General features: G+C 68.4%; 16 protein-coding genes and 1 pseudogene. 12 read left to right on the top strand and 5 right to left on the bottom strand.

What is annotated here, in order from left to right; all coding sequences use genetic code 11:
• The first annotated feature begins 616 nt into the window (after positions 1-616).
• Positions 617-1534: an IS30 family transposase gene (locus AB0I54_RS46680; RefSeq protein ID WP_363302493.1), complete on the top strand. Its 918-nt coding sequence runs from the start codon at positions 617-619 to the stop codon at positions 1532-1534.
• Between the two features lie 41 nt (positions 1535-1575).
• Here the strand turns inward: AB0I54_RS46680 and AB0I54_RS46675 are convergent, their stop codons facing one another.
• Together AB0I54_RS46675 and AB0I54_RS46670 are read right to left on the bottom strand one after the other, a co-directional pair.
• Positions 1576-2250 carry a response regulator transcription factor gene (locus tag AB0I54_RS46675; RefSeq protein ID WP_363302492.1) on the bottom strand — a complete coding sequence of 225 codons (675 nt, stop codon included), beginning with the start codon at positions 2248-2250 and terminating at the stop codon, positions 1576-1578.
• Complete coding sequence (locus tag AB0I54_RS46670; protein WP_363302491.1) at positions 2247-3473, bottom strand: histidine kinase; 1227 nt, start codon at positions 3471-3473, stop codon at positions 2247-2249. Before AB0I54_RS46670 ends, AB0I54_RS46675 begins: the two co-directional genes overlap by 4 nt.
• A gap of 264 nt (positions 3474-3737) precedes the next feature.
• On the opposite strand from AB0I54_RS46670, the pseudogene AB0I54_RS46665 reads away from it, so the two are divergent.
• A pseudogene (locus AB0I54_RS46665) lies at positions 3738-4379 on the top strand (ABC transporter ATP-binding protein); the annotation flags it as partial.
• A 132-nt stretch (positions 4380-4511) separates the two neighbouring features.
• Positions 4512-5252: a hypothetical protein gene (locus AB0I54_RS46660; protein WP_363302490.1), complete on the top strand. Its 741-nt coding sequence runs from the start codon at positions 4512-4514 to the stop codon at positions 5250-5252.
• A gap of 163 nt (positions 5253-5415) precedes the next feature.
• Here the strand turns inward: AB0I54_RS46660 and AB0I54_RS46655 are convergent, their stop codons facing one another.
• Both AB0I54_RS46655 and AB0I54_RS46650 read right to left on the bottom strand, forming a co-directional pair.
• Positions 5416-5607 carry a hypothetical protein gene (locus AB0I54_RS46655; protein ID WP_363302489.1) on the bottom strand — a complete coding sequence of 64 codons (192 nt, stop codon included), beginning with the start codon at positions 5605-5607 and terminating at the stop codon, positions 5416-5418.
• Between the two features lie 108 nt (positions 5608-5715).
• Complete coding sequence (locus AB0I54_RS46650; RefSeq protein WP_363302488.1) at positions 5716-6141, bottom strand: MarR family transcriptional regulator; 426 nt, start codon at positions 6139-6141, stop codon at positions 5716-5718.
• A 76-nt stretch (positions 6142-6217) separates the two neighbouring features.
• On the opposite strand from AB0I54_RS46650, the gene AB0I54_RS46645 reads away from it, so the two are divergent.
• The 4 genes from AB0I54_RS46645 (at position 6218) to AB0I54_RS46630 (ending at position 10106) form a co-directional block, all read left to right on the top strand.
• A complete protein-coding gene (locus AB0I54_RS46645; RefSeq protein ID WP_363302487.1) occupies positions 6218-6889 on the top strand; it encodes an MBL fold metallo-hydrolase in 672 nt (223 codons plus the stop codon).
• 656 nt (positions 6890-7545) lie between these two features.
• Positions 7546-8418, top strand: coding sequence for a trypsin-like serine protease (locus AB0I54_RS46640; RefSeq protein WP_363302486.1), 873 nt, complete (start codon positions 7546-7548; stop codon positions 8416-8418).
• 524 nt (positions 8419-8942) lie between these two features.
• Positions 8943-9794: a S1 family peptidase gene (locus tag AB0I54_RS46635; protein WP_363302485.1), complete on the top strand. Its 852-nt coding sequence runs from the start codon at positions 8943-8945 to the stop codon at positions 9792-9794.
• Positions 9795-9893: 99 nt separating this feature from the next.
• Positions 9894-10106, top strand: a complete 213-nt coding sequence (locus tag AB0I54_RS46630; protein WP_363302484.1) for a hypothetical protein — start codon at positions 9894-9896, stop codon at positions 10104-10106.
• A gap of 164 nt (positions 10107-10270) precedes the next feature.
• On the opposite strand, the gene AB0I54_RS46625 is transcribed toward AB0I54_RS46630, so the two are convergent.
• Positions 10271-10636, bottom strand: coding sequence for an SDR family oxidoreductase (locus AB0I54_RS46625; protein ID WP_363302483.1), 366 nt, complete (start codon positions 10634-10636; stop codon positions 10271-10273).
• Between the two features lie 481 nt (positions 10637-11117).
• On the opposite strand from AB0I54_RS46625, the gene AB0I54_RS46620 reads away from it, so the two are divergent.
• From AB0I54_RS46620 to AB0I54_RS46600, 5 genes are all read left to right on the top strand, one after another.
• The gene (locus AB0I54_RS46620) at positions 11118-11555 is read left to right on the top strand and encodes a peptidoglycan-binding domain-containing protein (protein ID WP_363302482.1); all 438 of its coding nucleotides are present in this window, start codon (positions 11118-11120) and stop codon (positions 11553-11555) included.
• Positions 11556-11775: 220 nt separating this feature from the next.
• Entirely contained in the window at positions 11776-12852 is a 1077-nt protein-coding gene (locus AB0I54_RS46615; protein WP_363302481.1) for a hypothetical protein, read from the top strand.
• A 272-nt stretch (positions 12853-13124) separates the two neighbouring features.
• Complete coding sequence (locus AB0I54_RS46610) at positions 13125-14639, top strand: transcriptional regulator (RefSeq protein ID WP_363302480.1); 1515 nt, start codon at positions 13125-13127, stop codon at positions 14637-14639.
• Positions 14640-15215: a transcriptional regulator gene (locus AB0I54_RS46605; RefSeq protein WP_363302479.1), complete on the top strand. Its 576-nt coding sequence runs from the start codon at positions 14640-14642 to the stop codon at positions 15213-15215. It abuts the gene before it with no gap.
• A gap of 768 nt (positions 15216-15983) precedes the next feature.
• A complete protein-coding gene (locus AB0I54_RS46600) occupies positions 15984-17006 on the top strand; it encodes a hypothetical protein (RefSeq protein WP_363302478.1) in 1023 nt (340 codons plus the stop codon).
• Positions 17007-17684: the final 678 nt, after the last annotated feature.

Raw genomic sequence — 17684 nt, 5'->3', positions numbered from 1 at the left:
TGGAGCGCCGGTAAGACGGGCACCCGTGCCCGCACAGCGCGGTGAAGCAGGAAGCCCCCGGAAGGGTCACACGACCCAGGCCGGAATCCCTGGACTTTAGGCCAGGGAGCACGTCAATCGTGGGAGTACGCGCGTACCTCTGACGCCGTGGTCCTGCGGGCCGTGGCCGACTGGTAGCGGAGCGGGGCGCGCAGTGGCACCGTCTCATCATCGGCGGGCCAGTCCTAGGAGTGGCCCGCCGCCGCTTTTGGGGTGCCGTAGTTGAGCGGCACCATGGTCATGGTTTCCTGGCTCAGAACCCATGCGTGAAGCTGGGCGTCGCCGGATTCGGCGGCGGCCCGGGCCGCGGTGGCGAACCAGGCGCGCTCTGCGTCTGTGCGCGTGGGGGAACGGCCCGGATGGCCGCAGTCCGAGGACTGCGGCCATCCGGGATTCACCGGCGGATCTGGATCGTGATGGCGGGAGCCGCAACTGCAAGCAGAGCCGGTCCGACCGGCGCGGAGACTGTCAGGGCGATCACCATGCCTCCTGTCGGCGACGCGCGAAAAGTGGACCGTCCGCGGCGCCTGAGTTCTAACGCTTGTCGCAACATTCCTTGATCATTAGAGGTGTGTTGATGGCACGGCGGGGACGGAAGCGCAGGCTCGAACTCGAGGCCGAGTACTGGCGGCTGCTCGCGGCCGGGATGGGCTCGGTCGAGGTATGCAGGCAGCTCGGGATCGGAAGGAAGACCGGATACCGGTGGCGGTCCGAGAACGGCGGACTGCCACCGGAGTATCGGCCGGAGCCTTCCAGGTCAGGCAGGTACCTGCCCCTGATCGAGCGGCGACGGATCGCCTCGTTGCGCGAACGCGGCCTGACGATCCGGGAGATAGCCCGGCGCTTGGGCCGGGCGCCCTCGACGGTCAGTCGGGAGCTGCGGCGCAACAGCCGGCCGCACGACTACGGCCGATACGACGCGGACCTGGCCCACTATCGTTGCCGTGAGCGCTCCGGACGGCCACGCAGCGCGAAGCTGGCCACGGACCTCGAACTGCGTACCGAGGTGCAGGCCAAACTGAATCTGGAGTGGAGCCCCGAACAGATCGCCGCACACCTGCGCAGACACTGGCCGGACAGACCCGAGAGGCACCTGTGCCACGAGAGTATCTACCGCGCCCTCTACCAAGGCGCAAAGGACGGCCTGAGCAGGACCTTGCCCGGGAAACTGCGCACCGGTCGCCCGCTGCGCAAACAACGCCGCCGTGCCAACCAGCGCATGCCCCGCTTCGTCGCACCTGCCCTATTGATCGACCAGCGGCCGGCCGAGGTCGAGCTTCGCCAGCGCCTGGGAGACTGGGAAGGCGACCTGGTCGTCGGCGTCCGCAGTCAGTCCGCAGTCGCCACCCTCGTCGACCGGTGCACCCGCTACCTGCGACTCGTCGCGCTTCCCGAAGAACACTCAGTAGGCCACCTGCGCTGGCGTACGGACTTGAACACGCTGTCGGCCAAGCGCTGTTCTAGGTCGGCCAGGCTACCGCGTCGTCACCCATGACGGGAGTACGGTGTTGAAAGATCATACACCGGGCAGCCGCGCTACAGCGATTCGGCCAGGCCGCTGCGGTGGGCGAAGACGACGAGTTGGGCGCGGTCGCGTGCGCCTACCTTGACCATGGCGCGGTTGACGTGGGTCTTGACGGTGGCGGGGCTGAGCACGAGTTGTGCGGCGATCTCGTCGTTGGACAGCCCGGTCGCCACGAGCGTGGTGATCTGCCGTTCGCGCTCGGTGAGCGCCTCCAGACCGCGGCGGGCCGCCTCGTCCAGAGGCTGCGGCGTGGCGGGGCTGGCGAGGAAGCGGCTGATGAGGGTTCTCGTCGCGGCGGGGGACAGCAGTGCGTCGCCGCGGCTGACCGTGCGGACCGCTTGGAGCAGTTCCTCCGCATCTGCGCTCTTGCCCAGGAAGCCGCTGGCCCCGGCACGTAGTGCTTCGAAGACGTACTCGTCGATCTCGAACGTGGTCAACATCAGGACCTTCACCCCGGCGAGATCCTCGTCCCCGGTGATCAGGCGGGTCGCCGCGAGGCCGTCCAGGACCGGCATGCGGATGTCCATCAGCACCAGGTCCGCCTGCGCGGCTTTGGCCAGTCGCACCGCCTCGTGCCCGTCACTGGCCTCGCCGACGACCTCCAGGTCCGGCGCTGGCTCGATCAGGGCCTTGAAACCGGTGCGCACCAGGGGCTGGTCGTCGGCGATGACTACACGGATGGTCACGGCGCGGCCTCCGGGGCGAGGTCGAGGGGCTGGTAGGGCAGGTCCGCGGTCACCTGGAAGGCTCCGCCCCGGCGCGGGCCGGCGGTGAAGTGCCCGCCGAGCGCGAGGACGCGTTCGCGCATGCCGACGATGCCGTGCCCGCCGGCTGGAACTGGGCCTGAGGCGCGGGCACGCCCGTCGGCTGCTCGCTCACCTCCCGGGTCGTCGATGATAATGCGCAGCCCGTGTCGGTCGTAGTTCAGTGTCAGGCGTGCCTGCCGTCGGCTGGAGTGCTTGAAGACGTTGGTCAGTGACTCCTGGATCACGCGGTACGCGGTGAGATCGGTCGCGGGCGCCAGGGGTACCACCGTGCCGTCGACACGGAGGTCGACGCCCAGGCCGGAGGTGCGCAGCGTGGCAAGGAGCTCGTCGAGGCCGTCCAGTCCGGGCGCGGGGATCGTGGTGGGGGCGACTGGATCTCCGGGCTGTCGTAGCAGACTGACGGTGTCGCGCAGTTCCCCCAGTGCCTTGCGGCTGGCGGACTTCATGTGGGCGATCGCCTGGCTTGCCGCCGCCGTGTCGCTGACGAGCGCCTGCCCGGCGACGTTGGACTGCACGCTGATGAGCGCGAGATGGTGTCCCACGGCGTCGTGCAGGTCGCGGGCGATACGCAGCCGCTCCTCGGCGATCCGGCGCCGCGCGTCCAGCTCGCGCTCCCGTTCCGCGCGCTCGGCGCGCCGCTCGACCTCGGCGAGGTAGGCACGGCGGTTGCGGGAGGAGTCGCCGGCCGCGATCGCCAGGCCGCCGAGCGCCATGAACGCCAGGTTCTGCGGCCCGAGCAGTGCCGGCTCGTGCACGGCATGGACGAGGGCGAGCGCAGCCACCGCTCCACAGCCCAGGATCAGGCCGGGGCGGCGTTCGACCAGGTCGGCGACGGTGTACAAGGCGACCAACGGGGCCAGCAGGATCAGCACCCCATTGCTGCTGCCGCATTCGGCAAGGAACACCTCTGCGGCCCCCGCGCTGACCCCCAGGGCCACCAGCGGGTGCCGTCGTCTCCCGACCAGCACCCCGCAGCCGAGCGCGGCCGCGACGATCACCACGGCGCGATGGTCCCCGGCCACCGCAGAACGACCCGCGAACGCGGTCAGCAGGGTGGCGACGAAAACAGCCAGGGCGATCGCCGCGTCCGCCAGGTGCGCATGCCGGCGGGCGGCCTGACGCACGTGGGCGAGGGCGCTCATGCCTTCACGATAGGCGGCTGCCTGCGGATCGACGTCGGCCTTGCGCGGCAGCCCGACGTACCGCGGACGCGGTAGCCGGCCTCATGACCACCGCGTCCGCGGTAGCCGCTCTTACCGTGCCCGCCCGACGACGCGCGGCGCCCGGCTCGGGAGAGTGATGCCGGCGCCCGGTGCCGGGCGTCGAGAGCAAGTCATTGACGCTTTTGGGAAGGGAAGAACCCCGATGCACACGACCATTCCACCGATCCCGCGTCGGCGGACACGATGAACGGCGGCATCACCATCGACGGCCTGACCAAGCGGTACGGCACGGTGACCGCGGTCGACGACATGACCTTCGACGTCGAGCCCGGAGTGGTGACCGGGTTCCTCGGCCCGAACGGGGCCGGCAAGACCACCACACTGCGCATGCTCCTGGGCCTCGTGACGCCCACCGCAGGCCGGGCCCTGATCGACGGCCGCCACTACGCCGGGCTGACGGAGCCGAGGCGGGTGGTTGGTGCGGTGCTGGAGGCAACCGGGTTCCATCCCGGCCGACGCGGCCGCGATCACCTGCGGATCCTCGCCCAGGCCGGGGGCATCCCGGGCTCGCGGGTCGATGAGGTGCTGGACCGGGTCGCTCTGGCCGGTGCCGCGCACCGGCGGGTAGGCGGCTACTCGCTCGGGATGCGCCAGCGGCTGGGCCTGGCCGCGGCCCTGCTCGGTGACCCGAAGGTGCTCATCCTGGACGAGCCCGCCAACGGGCTGGACCCCGCGGGCATGGCCGACTTGCGGGACCTGCTGCGCACTCTGGCCGAGGAGGGCCGCACGGTACTGATGTCCAGCCATGTGCTGAGCGAGGTGGCGCAGACCGTGGACCGCGTGGTCATCGTGGCGGGCGGCACGCTGCGTTACGCGGGCCCGCTGGCCAAGCTGACCACAGCGAAGAGGGAAACGCTCGAAGCCGCGTTCCTCCGGCTGACGTCGAACCCGGACACCGACCCGACGACCGGCGCCATGACGGCGCCGGCCCACCGCTGAGCGCGAGGAACGAACGACATGCACACCCTGATCCGCACCGAGGTGCTCAAACTGCGCACCGTGCGCAGCCCATGGCTGCTCCTGGCCGCATCCCCCCTGCTTGTGATCGCCGGTGTCAGCGGTCTGGTGGTCTCCAGCGACAAGGTGCTCGATACGGCCATGCAGAGCGGCGCGCTCGCGCACGTGGGCCTGACCTCGATCCTCACGCTGGTGTTCGGGATTCTCGCGGTCGCCGGGGAGTACCGGCACAAGACGATCACCGACACATATCTGAGCACCCCCGCACGAGGCCCCGTCAACGGCGCGAAGCTCCTGGTCTACACCGGCTTCGGCGCAGTGTCCGGAGCGGTGAGCAGCCTCGTCGGCCTCGGCGTCGCCGCCGCCTGGTGGGCGGACAAAGGCGTGTCCTTCGCGTGGACCGACTCTCAGATGTGGGCCACGATCGGCGGCGGCGTCGCCTGGGACGCGGCGTTCGCCGCCATCGGCGTGGGAGTCGGCGCGCTCATCCGCAGCCTCGTCGGCGCGGTCGCCGTCGCGCTGGCGTGGGTGGCCCTCGTCGAAGGCATCGTCGGCCAGCTGATCGGCAACCTCGCGCGCTGGCTGCCGTTCAACGCCGGGCAGGCACTCGGCGCCGGGGTCAAGGCAATGACGACAGGGGACCTGCTGCCGCGCTGGGGCGGCGGCGCCGTCCTCGCCGTCTACACGCTCGTCTTCGCGGTGCTCGCCGTCACCACCTCCATGCGCCGCGACGTGTCCTGACCGGGCAGTGCACAGCCACTTGGCTCTGGGGATGCGAGTACCGGACGCCAACACGGCGATCCCGCCGCCGACCCGGACGACTCGCTGAACCGCTTCAGCGGCAGAGTACGGGTCGGCGGCGGGAAAGTGACTGCCGGGACGACATGGCCGGCATTCTTGCCGTTCATCGGGTCACCGAGGGCTCAGCGGCAGCCGAGCTGCGTGCGGACGAGGTGCCCCAGCATTCCGCGATCGAGGAGAAGCCGAAGATGACGAGGCACAGGCGTTCTTCGACTGCGAGGGAGGCTCCCTCGACGAGAGCACCCTCGTCGTCGGGACCGTCGAGAGCGACGAGGCGTTCGGCATGGGCCGGCACTGGCTCGTCGATACGGCCCGCATGCAGCTGATCGACCTGCTCACCTACCCCTTCGAGGTGTCAGGTCTGCCCAAGGCTCTCGGAGACGGCACCTGGAGACAGGGACGGTCAGCTGCGATTGCCGTGCCGGGCCAGCCGCTTGAGGAGGGCGACGGACTCCGCGAGCTGTTGCTGTTCGGCGGGGGACAGCTCTGCCCTAATGGCCTCGGCGAGCCAGTCGGCTCGGCGGCCGCGACGTGCCTGGAGTGCCCGCAGGCCCGGATCGGTCAGCGTGACGAGGACCTTGCGCCTGTCGTCCGGATGGGGCTTCTGGCGGGCGAGGCCTAGTTCCACGAGCTGGCCGACGACCCGCGCCGCCGACTGATGGCGGACCTGCTGCCGGGCCGCGAGCTCGCTGGTGGTCATGGGTCCTTCGCGGTCAAGGAAGCCCAGCACCGCGGCCTGCGCCTGCGGCATGGCATCGGTGGTCCGTGCGTGCCGCACAAGGTTTCCGACGACGGCTCGCAGGTCGCTCGCGATCTCCTGCTCGTTCACGGCATCACCGTACCTGCAGCATAGGAATACAGCAATGCTGTACAGTTTGGCTGTATAAAAAGAAGGGAGACCCGTCATGCAGATGACTTCACTGGGGCATTCCTGCATACGGCTGCAGCACGAGGGCTGCACCGTCGTCATCGACCCCGGCTGCTTCAGCGATCCGGACGCACTGGAGGGAGCCGACGCGGTGCTCGTCACGCATGAGCACGTAGACCACTTCGTCCCCGACCGACTGCGGGAGGCCAGCGGCGACATCGGCATTTGGACCAACCCGGCGGTCGCCCGCCACCTCGCCGACCTCGGCGGGCGCGTCCATACCGTCCGGCACGGCGACGTTTTCGACGTCGGCCCCCTGGAATTCCACGTGTACGGGGAAAAGCACGCCACCATCCACCGCGACTTCGCCGAGTTCGACAACGTCGGCTTCCTGGTCGACGGGGTTTTCCACCCGGGCGACGCGCTCACTGTCCCGCAGGAGGAAGTGCGTACGCTCCTCGCGCCGGCCGGTGCACCGTGGGTGAAGCTGGCCGAGGTCGTCGACTACGTCAGGGAGGTCGCACCCAGCGAGGTCTTCCTCGTTCACGACGCGGTGCTGAGCCCCCCGGCGCTGACCGTCCACACTCAGGTGCTGAGCAGCTTGGTCGGCGGACCGCACGGCCCGGCCGTCCGCACCTGGTCCGTAGGGGACGGAGTCGGCCTGTCCGGAGCCGGCGGCTCCTCGAGTCCGGCGGTTCCTCGGACCTGACGGCCGACCGGGCCGAGGCGGAGGAGACGCCTCGGCCCGGTCGGCAGCGGGGGAGAGGGTGCGTCCTGCGTGCGACGTGGCTTCGCCTTCGCCTCCCTGCTGGCGCTCGTCCCGTCCAAGGCGGACCGACTTCACCACCGTCCGAGGTCTTCGCCCTGTTGGCGACGAGTACGAGGTTCTCCCGGCCGCTGAGGATCTCATCGACGGCCGCGGACTGTCCTACATGAACCAGAAGTACGGCAGCCCCTGCGAGGCCTGGTCAGACTGGCAGGCCCACCACTCGTACTAAGTCGCGCGCCTGTTCGAGCGCGATCACTCACCCCCTCGACCCACGCACCGTCTGAGAGGCTCCGATGCTTCATGGCCGCGGGCCCGCCATGTACGGTCGGAACCGGGCGCCCATGGCGATGCGCCACCGCGGTGACGTCGAACGGCGTCCCGACCGGCCGCCCCGTGAACCCCGGAACGACCGTCGTCGCCCGGCCTTCCAGCTCGGTTCTGGCGGGCGGCGTCGTATTCGGCATGGCGAGCTGATCGTCCGTAGGGAAAACCCTGGAGGAACGAGCACGCCCTTGTCCCGGCCGCCTCGAGGCGTTTCACTGGGCGCATCCCCCACAGGAGAACACCCCAGCTCACCTGCAGAAGGGTTCGTTCTTTTGTCAGCCATACGCGCCACCGCCGTCACCGCGGCGGCCTGTGCGGCCGTGCTCGCCACGGCGATGCCGTCCCCGGCCATCAACTCCTACAACGCTGTGCCCGCCCCCGAACGCACCGAGGTCGGCGCGCTCGTGGCCACCTGGGACAACGACGGCGACCCCGCGACCCCGGACCGGGTCGACTGGGTCTGCTCCGGCACCATGATCGACGCGGACACCTTCCTGACCGCCGCGCACTGCACCACCGACTGGCCCGACAACGTGAAGTTCTACGTGTCGCTCGACCAGGACGTGCAGGCCGGCCTCGACGCCGCCGCCAAGAAGTACCCCGGCGACCCGGCAGCCCAGGCGAGAGCCGTCGCCGTCCAGGGCACCGCCCACAGCCACCCCGGCTTCCCCGGGCCCGCATCCGACCCCCACGACATCTCGGTCATCGAACTGCCCGCCGCGAAGGTGAAGGCCCGCTGGGCCTTCACCCCAGCCGCCCTGCCCACGGCGAACCAGTTCGGCGCACTCGGTCCACAGGGTCTGAACGCCACCGACTGGTTCGTCGCCGGATACGGCACCCAGGAAGCCGTCAACGGCCCCGGCGGGCAGACCCACCCCGGCGGCGGCGTCCGCATGAAGGCGCCCGTCACCTTCGACGCCCTCAACGACTCCTGGGTACGCCTGGCGATGACCGCTCCGCAGGGCAACGGCGGTGCCTGCTACGGCGACTCGGGCGGACCCAACTTCGCGGTGATCGGCGGCAAGAACGTCCTGGCCGCCACCACCATCACCGGTGACACGCCGTGCTACGCGACGAACGTGACGTACCGCCTCGACACCCCCGGCGCCCGCGCCTTCCTGTCGCCATTCGTGAAACTCCCATAGCCCGCGCCGACCCGTCGCCCGCCCGGTACACAAGGTGCTGGGCGGCGGGCAATTGGCGATGAGGTTCGAAGGAGTGGTCGTCTCCGGGCCCGGTGTGTCCCACCATCCCTGGGCGAACATCCGCGCCCATCAGGGCGGCGCCGCTGCATGAACCTGACGGCCGTCCTGGATCACACCGCCGGCAGAGGCCACCCGCGCCCGGGCTGCTGCGCGCACACGGCAGGGCAGCGGCCGGCCTGTGGGCGGTGTTCGCCGATGCCACAAGCGGTGATCCGTATCGCCTTCACCGCGTGCTTCCTCTGCCGCTTCCCGCCGCCGGGCAACCGGCTGGACGCGGCGATCGAGGCCGGGGAGCAAGGCAGGTGGCCTGAACCGGGTGCCGGATTTCCGTTGCTGTCAGTCCCTTGTGCGCGGGGCTCTTCGGCGGCATTCTCACTAACCGGCGCATGTCAGGAACACGCCATTCTGACACGTCTCACGGGCCCCCATCCCGCAGGGCCTTCCGCTTCCCAAGAGGAGGACAAGTGAGAACCAAGCGCACCCGACTGTTCGCCGTCGCCGCAGGTCTCGTCGCCGCCACCCTGGCGGGAGCACCCACCGCCGGTGCCGCGGGCACCCCGGTTCGCGGCGCGACACAGCTGGCCCGCGTTTCGGACAACATCGCCCGGGCCGGTGTCGACGGCACCGCCTGGTACGTGGACCAGGCGTCCGGACACGTCGTCGTCACCGTCGACAGCACGGTCACCAAGACCGGAGTCGCCCGTATCGAGAAGGCCGCCGGCGGCGACCCGGGCGCGGTGCAGATACGGCATGCCGACGGCGTCTTCCGGCCGCTGCTGAGCGCCGGCGACGCCATTTACGGCGGCCAGTACCGTTGTTCGCTCGGGTTCAACGTGGTCAGCGGCAGCACGTACTACTTCCTCACCGCGGGCCATTGCGGCAAGGTTGCCAAGACCTGGTACACCAACCAGGCCCACACCACCCTCATCGGCCCGACCATCGGCTACGACTTCCCCGGCAACGACTACGCCCTGGTCCGCTACGACAACACCGCCCTCAGCCACCCCGGTGGCTATACCGCGGCGAACGCCTACGTCGGCGAGAACGTCAAGCGCACCGGTTCCACCTCCGGCACCCACAGCGGCACGGTGACCGCGCTCGACGTCAGCGTCCGCTACCAGGGCGGCGGCACGGTCAGCGGCATGATCCAGACCACCGTCTGCGCCGAGCCCGGCGACTCCGGCGGCCCGCTCTACGACGGCACCAAGGCACTCGGCATCACCTCCGGCGGCAGCGGCGACTGCACCACCGGCGGCACAACGTTCTACCAGCCGGTTCCCGAGACGCTCAGCGCCTACCGCGTCAGTATCTACTAGACACCACCGCGCCGACATCCGCCGGAGACCGTGGGCATGACCGCCGAGCCGCCCTCTCGTGAAAGCTGAACGCGCGTGGGCGGCTCGACGGTTTCACCGATGTTCTTCAACGTCCTCGCAGCCTTCGCCGAGTTCGAGGTCGACCTCCTCAAGATGCGCACCCGCGAGCTCCTCAAGATGCGCACCCGCGAGGGCATGACCGTCGCGCGTTCATGGGCAAGCTCAAGGCCAGCCGGACCAAGCTCACGCCATGTCAGCAGGCCCAGCTGGTGCGCATGCACGGCGCCGGCGAGTACACCATCGCTGAGCTGATGGAGTGTTCTCCGTGGGCCGGACGACGGTGTATCGGGTTCTGGAGCGAGCTGGAGTCGGCAAGTGAGGTCCCGCCGGGAACCCGTCTTCTCATGCGCCGGGCGGCGTCCTGGCGGCCCGGCTCCAGGATGTGGAATGCCGGCGCGGTTTCAGGCGGCGAAGCCTCAGTCGACGCTGATCGCGGTGCCGGTGATGCAGCGGCCGTCCTCGCCCGCGAGGTGGGCGGCGGCGATGTCGTCGGTGGTGCCATAGCGGCCGACGGTGGTGAGGTTGCTGAAGGCAGGGGCTTGGGGGCCATCGGCGGGGTTGGCGTGGGTGTCGATCGGGCCGGGGTGGATGAGCGTGGCGGTGATGCCACGGGGGCCCAGGTCGCGGGCCAGACCCTTCGTAAGGCCGTTCAGCGCCGACTTGCTCATGGTGAACAAGGTCATTCCCGGGCCGGGCACACGTTCGGTGACGCAGGTGCCGATAGTGATGATGCGGCCGCCGTCGCCCATGTGCCGGGCTGCCGTCTGGGAGGCGAGGAACACGTGCCCGCACGTTGACCGTCGGCGTCCGATCCAGATCGTTCAGAGTGACCTGGTCCAGGTCGCCGCGGGTGAGGAAGGACTTGCCGCCTGGAGGTGACGCCGAGACCCTGGCTCCGTGGCTTCAGGATCATCCCGGAATCGAGGTCATGCCGCGACCGCTCCGGCGCCTATGCCGATGTGGCGGCCACCGCAGCGCACCAGGCCCTCGGTCGACCGATTCCTCTGGCAGAACCTCACCACCGCGGCCGAAAAGACCATCGCCGCCCACCGCTCCCGCCTACGCGGCCTGCCGCCGGCCGGCCCGCAACCCGAACCCGAACATGCGGGCACAGTCGAATCGTCATGACCCAAGACGCCAAGAACAGCCACTCACACCCCGTCACCTGGGTCTTTCGGCACTGCCCGAAGGTGGTCTCCCGGCGCCTCGACCCCTGCCATCGGCACTATGCATTCCGCGCAGGCGAGGCAAGGGAGGGAGCCCATGAGACGACTACTCGCGGTGGCGACGATCACCGCCCTCGCGCTGGGACTGGGGGTGACAGTCGCCGAACCGGCGTCTGCGGCCACGCCCACATGCAACGGAGTGGGGGACGCCTGGACCGGTGACGCGGGCCCCATCAAGATCCCGTCGTACAACTCCGGGAGCACACAGAACCTCGACTGCAACATGGTCGAGGGCGTTGTGAGCTCCGCGGTGGAGAACCTCCAGCCTGAGCTGAACCACTGTTTCACCGACAAGATCGGCGCCCAGCTCACGGTCGACGGGATCTTCGGCTCCAACACCTACAAGGCGCTCAAGAAGGCCCAGTACGCGGCCGGTACCACGGCGGACGGCGTCTACGGACCGCACACCCGGCACGCCTTCGCCATCACCCGCGGCTGGTGGTCCGGGACGACGTGCCTGTGGCTGGACGCATGAGGGCGCGCATCCTGGCCCTAGCCGCAGTCGTACTGACCATGATCCTGTGCGCCACGTGGGCGCAGGCTGCGCCCGGCACAGCGGCGGACGACACGCAGGGGACACGGCACACGCGACTCGATCCGGACGCGGTGCGCGAGTCCGTGGCGTACCTGAAGGAGACCTACCACAGATCCTGGACAAGAAGCTCAGGAAGGAGCGGCCCGGGGCGTATGCCGGAATGTGGCTGGACCAGGACCACGGCGGCGTTTTGAGGGTCCTCACCACCAGCGACTTTGCCGTCGCGCCCTACATCCGGGCCCTGGCGGACAGGTCCCATGTGCGCACGAGGACCGTCGCTCACTCCCGGGCCGAGCTCGACGGGATCGTGTCCCGCCTGGAGCGGACGGTCGGCGGCGGTCCGGACTCGCTCTTCATCCCCGCGGTGTCGATGATGGAGAACAAGGTCGTGCTGTGGCGGCGCGACTGGGTGGCCGACGCCAAGCGGTCAGGAACATGGAACAAGCTGTCCAACGTGACAGGGCGTCCCGCGGCGACCGCCGCGGCGCGGACCGCCGCCGTCGCGCACGAACTGGCCCACGGCCGTGCCGCGTTGGCGGCGCAGCCGCGCGGGCTGGTGGAGGAGCGCCGGCTCGACCAGCCCCAGCAGGCCTTCACCCCGTACGTGGACTGGGGCTACTGCCACCCGCTGTACTGCTCCACCAAGTACGGGCCCATGCGCGGCGGACTACGCCTGAACATCAAGCGTGACAACGGCACCTGGGGCGGCTGCACCTCCGGCTTCAACATCCGCTCCAAGGGCGGCACCACGTACAACAACTGGGCCTGGGTGCTGACCGCCGGTCACTGCGTGGTCGGGAAGACCAACAACACGTACATCAACCACAACGGCTACTCGATCCTGCAGCAGCACGCGCCGAACGCTGCCCTTGAGGTCAATTCGTATCCGTACGACTTCGTCATGCTGCCGTCCCTACGCTTCTGTGCCACGTGCTCTCTCCGCCGTTCTGGACTTCGATCCTATGGAGACCGCTGTCCGAGAACTTCGGGGCGCCTCAGGTGGTGGAGGCCTATCTGTTGCGAACCCTTCTGGGTTGATGACGACGAGGGCAAGCCCGAGCAGAGGCTCGGTGGTTCACCCAGCAGACGGTATCTCGGCGTGGAACCGCCGGGGAGGGAGAGCAGAGTGCCAGGCCGCAAACCGGGCCTGGCATGCGAGGACGACGTGTTCGGGGTCGTCGTGGACCGTCACGCTGAGCGTCCATACCGTCCTCGTCGATTGTCAGTGGCACACTGACCATTGCGTTGCGAAGTCGATCTCGGAGCAGTCAAGTATCCGCAGGCGGTTCTGGAATTGACACTACTCGTAGAAGTCGCAACGATCAGATGCTGTCGAAGCGCATGATGAGTGTGATCACGAGCAAGCGGTGCCGCGTTGCGGGCCGCGGAGGAGCGAGTTACCGCGGCGCCGTGTGTCTGCCTTGCCCGGGAGCCCGTGTCCGGCCCCAGGAGAACGTCACGCAGGACCTGGGCGAGTGGCGCCAGGTTAAGCGGAGGGAAAGGTGAGGTATGACCGAGTTTGATGCGATTGACGCCTTGCTCGCCTCGGTCACACCTCAGGCTGAGCTGCCGCCGCCTGACATACGGTGCGAACTGCGTGAGCGAGCCCGCTTGTCGAAGACTCGGGTAGCCCGTGTGCTCGGGGTGAGTCCGTCCACCCTCACCGCGTGGGAGGCGGGCCGAGACCCGGCCAGCGAGGTTCGTATGAGATATGCGTACTTCCTGGACGGGCTGGCCGCCAAGTTCGCCGAACCCGACTTCGATCCGCACCCCGAGTCCGACGTTGATGCCGACCCCGATCACGAGTGCGCGCCGGAAACCATCCGGGAGTCCGAAGAAGGCGGCGACGACGTAGAGTCGCTGAACATTCCCGAGGCCTGTGTGTTGTGTGGCCACCCGGCTGACCAGCGGGTCGCAGGGTTCGTCCAACACCTCGACCCTTCCGACTGCCTCTGGGCCGCCACCCCCGCACCGACCGAGACTCCGGTAGGACCGATGGGACGCTCGTCGGACCGTCCCAAGGCTCAGACACGGCGCGCTTTCGATTCCGCCGTCGAGCCCGGCGGTCTGATTGCTCAGGCCGTGCGGGCAGCGTTGGTCGAGCACGACGGCAACGTGGAATTGGCGACGGCAGTGTTGGTCAAGCGGGCGATCCCGGACGCGATGCGGCTGTTGGACGAGACGCGTAAGGGCGGCCGCTACGACGTCGTCGCGCACCCGTGGATGCCGGACATTCTCAGGAAACAGACCTCACGCGGAGCGGACCGGATCTGGGAGGCCCGCCCCAAGTGGACCCGCCACCAACTGCCGCCCGGCGAGCACGAGGTCTCGGCGCTCGACATCAATGGTGCGTACCTGTCCGCGCTCAAGACGCATCTGCCGATCGGCCAGCTGGAGCATTCCACCGGCTTCGAGCACGACCGGCGTCGCGCTGGCGTCCACCTGATTACGCCGCCCCACTGGGACCACGAGGCTGTACTGCCCAATCCGATCGGGCAGCGTGACGAGCCCGGCTCCTTGTGGGTCACCGAATCTACCCTGCGCCTGCTGCAACGCCTGTCCGGCCCGAAGTACATGCTCTGCGAGCCGCCGGAGATTCACGAGTCGTACACCTCGGGGGCCACCGAGGGCCTGCTGGAGAAGTTCCGCGTCGCGCTCAAGGATGCCCGGGATACCGCCATCGCAGAGCAGGACGAGGTGACACTGGCGTACGTGAAGGCGATGTACTCCAAGTTCGTCTCCACGATGGGGGAGTCGAACTACAACCGGGAACTGTACCGCCCCGACTGGATGCACCTCATCCGTTCCCAGGCCTTCACCAACCTCTGGATGAAGGCCCTGAAGGCGCACGAGGCAGGCCTCACCGTCGTACGAGCTATGGGTACCGACGAGCTGCATGTCATCGGAGAATGGCGCCGTGTCTTCAACGAGGGGCGCGGCGTTACCGAGGTCAAGGTCAAGGACATCTACACTGCTGGAGCTATTGCAGACAACGATCTCGATCCGATGGGCGCGGAGGGGTAAATGCCGCAGAAAAACCGGGAGTTCGGCAAGTTCGGAGCCCAAGGGATCAAGGGTCATGAAGCCGTGGCCTGGCAGCTCGACCAGTTGGCCGGCTTCGTCGCCACGCCCGTCTCGCTGCGCCGCGGACGGATGGCCCGCCTGCACTACCTCACCCGTACCGACCGCGCCCGCCAGGCCGCGCGCGAGGCAGGCCTCAACGTCACCGACCGCACGTTGAAAGCCTGGCTGGACGGCCGACGTTCACCGTCCCAAAAAAACCTGCAGCTCATCGAAGTGGCCTACGAGGCGCTGCGCCGCCGCAATGTGGCACGTCACCTCCTGCAGCGCCTCAACCGCCAGGGCCACGGCACCCGTGTGGAGTTCCACCCGCTCAACCAGTCCCTGGTTCCCAGAACTCACCAGCGCGTTGTCGGCTATCGCACCCTCAACGTCCGCCACTGGGACGCCGTTGTCCAGGCCTGGGCCGAAGACGACGCCGCCGCGCTGGACACGGCATGGTTCGACCACATTGCAGTCGACCTCGGCTCCGACTACGGCGCCTATGAGTACGTGACCAAGATCGGCTTCGCCGCCTGACCCGCGAGCGTCGTTCTGGACCGCACGACCTTCTTCACCGTCTTCGGACCGTCCGCGTCTGAACTCGGCCGAGTGGCTACTACTCAGCGAGGAGTCGGAACCCGCCGCCCGCCTGACCAGGCCAGCGACCGCGTGGAAGTCCGTGCCTTCGTCGAGACCCAACCGATGGCGCCTACGCCGCCATGCTCGCTGGGGCTACCTCACGCTGGTGAAGACCCGGCAGGGACACGAGCAAGAGCGCGCCCTATTGACCTAAGCATCGGTGCCCGAGGTCACAACGGCGAAGCTTCGAAGGCGAGTTCCTTCATACCGTTGTACAACGCGATGTGAACCGTAGGCGGCCTGCGCCGTTCTATGTGTTCAGCGACTCCGGTTTCTGTTTAGGAAAATAACATGATCAGGCTCGCTTGCTAAGGAAATAACGTGACCTTGCCGACCGCCCCCCTCGGCCAAGATGATTTACTAATGCGCGCGGTCTGCTCCGCAGACACGACGCGCCGCCGCTACGCGGCGGATAGCTGTGCCGCGCTCCGCGCGGTCCTGCCGGCATCTCCGCCGCCGGTGGTGAACAACTCCGTTGTTCACTGGAACGCTCCGCGTTCTTATGACGTGTATCGGGAGGTAAACGTGAACAGACACCGATACGGGGCACAGTCAATTCGACACTTGGCTGGGGCCGTGGAGCGCGTGGCCCCCAGGGACGCGGAGCCTTGGGACGCACGTGAGCCTGTGCCCGGGCCGCTCGGGATTCCTGTCAAGGTGTCGCATGTGCGCGCCCGTCAGTTGTGGATGGTCGTTGGCATGTGGGACCGGGCTCTGGATCGCGGCCCGTTTCCGGCTCGGGCGTACCGTGAGGCGGCTGAGCTGTTCACTGAGCCGGCGTTGCACAGATTCTGGGAACTCGCCCAGGCCGGGGAGCTGCGCATGCTGGCACCGGAGCGAGGACGTGATCCGCAGCTGCCGCTCGCGACGCTGCGGATCGTCCGGGACTGTGTGAAGATCCTTTCTGCTTTGGTTTCGTCCAACGGTGAACCGGCTAGGTTGCCGTCTGTGCCACAGCCCGAACTGAAGGCGCCTGTACGGTCGGAGTCTTTGGCGACTGTGTACAGCCGACTGACGGACCTCGCCGCGCAGGGGCCCTTGGAACGGGACGGCACGGCCCTCTCGTACGAGGATCGGACACGGTTGTTGGCGATGGTTTCGATCGTGCTCGACGCCGCGCCGCGCTCCGGCGAGCTTGCGGCTTTGCGGCTGACGGATCTGGCCTCCGGTGAGCAGGCGGTAGGGATTCGCCGCAGGCAGCAAAAGGCCCCGTCGAACCGGGCGGAGGAGATCGCCGAACTGGCTCAGGTTCATCCCGCGTCAGTGCGAGCCGTCTTGTGGGGACAGCATCAGCAGGTGTCTTCGGCGACATACCAACGCATCGTCGCCGCGCAGGAGCAGCTGACTCCGGTACCGGAAGTCGAGTGGTACGCCCTGAGGGAGGGGGCACGTCTGGCCGTTCGGCGTTGGCTCAAGGTTCGTGACCAGTTGCTCGAGGCCAGCCCGTTGCAGGGTGGCCGATCCGGGTTGTGGGTGACGCTGGTGCCCACCAAGGCTGGGCCCCCAGGAATCACCCTGCGTGCTCAAGGTCTGACCCAGGCCTACGCGCGGGGAATGACGGCCTTGAACTGGGTGATGGCCGGGCAATACGGGTGGGAGCCCATGCCGGCCCGTATGGAGCAGGTGCGGCGTGCAATCAGTGTCGAGCCTGTCGAACCGTCTGCTGCGAGGTGTTGGGGCTTTTCTTGACTTTCGCGCCTGCCTGAGGCAGGGGATTCCTGTGTCCCTGGACGATCGTCCATATAGCGTGCTCCCCCTGTAGGGTGCCGCAGGAGGAGGCACAGCTGGAGGCGAACCAGCGGTCGGCTGCGCTCGTGGCTGTACCGCTGGGCCTCGTATTCCAGCAGGCTCCGGATCCGCGACCACCCGGCATCGGAGATGGGGCGTGTGAGCCGGGTGTTTTCAGCGGGTTCCGAACCGGCAGTTCCTCGATGAGGATCGGATACGGCCCTCTTTTCGCCGGGCCTCGGCCGGGTCGGAGTGTTTCGCCTTGCGTGACAGCCCCCGCTGAGCGCTCGCCAGCCGCACATGGTCTTTCTGCTCGTGACCTGGGTTGGCGATCTGTAGCTCGGACTTGCCTGGTGGCCAACGCGCGAGCGTCGGCCACCAGGTTACCGGCGCTCGGCTGATCAAGGATGTGCTTGGCTGGCGCATTGCTTTTGCATCCAGACCCGCTTACTCGCGCCCGAGCCGTACGCCGCTCGCGCGGTCGGCATCGACGGGGGCGTCACCGTCTCCTGTCCATCCCCTACGGCAGTCAGCAGGCCCAGGGCCAGATCGCGTCCCATGGAGTGGTGTAGCCGGGCTGCGGTCCGGAACGCGCGGGTGTCTGCCCGGGGCGTGCATCCGCTGGCGGTGCATGCTCCC

The sequence above is a fragment of the Streptomyces sp. NPDC050625 genome (assembly GCF_040654755.1).
Lineage (GTDB): Bacteria > Actinomycetota > Actinomycetes > Streptomycetales > Streptomycetaceae > Streptomyces.
This window is presented reverse-complemented; position numbering and strand designations above follow the sequence as displayed.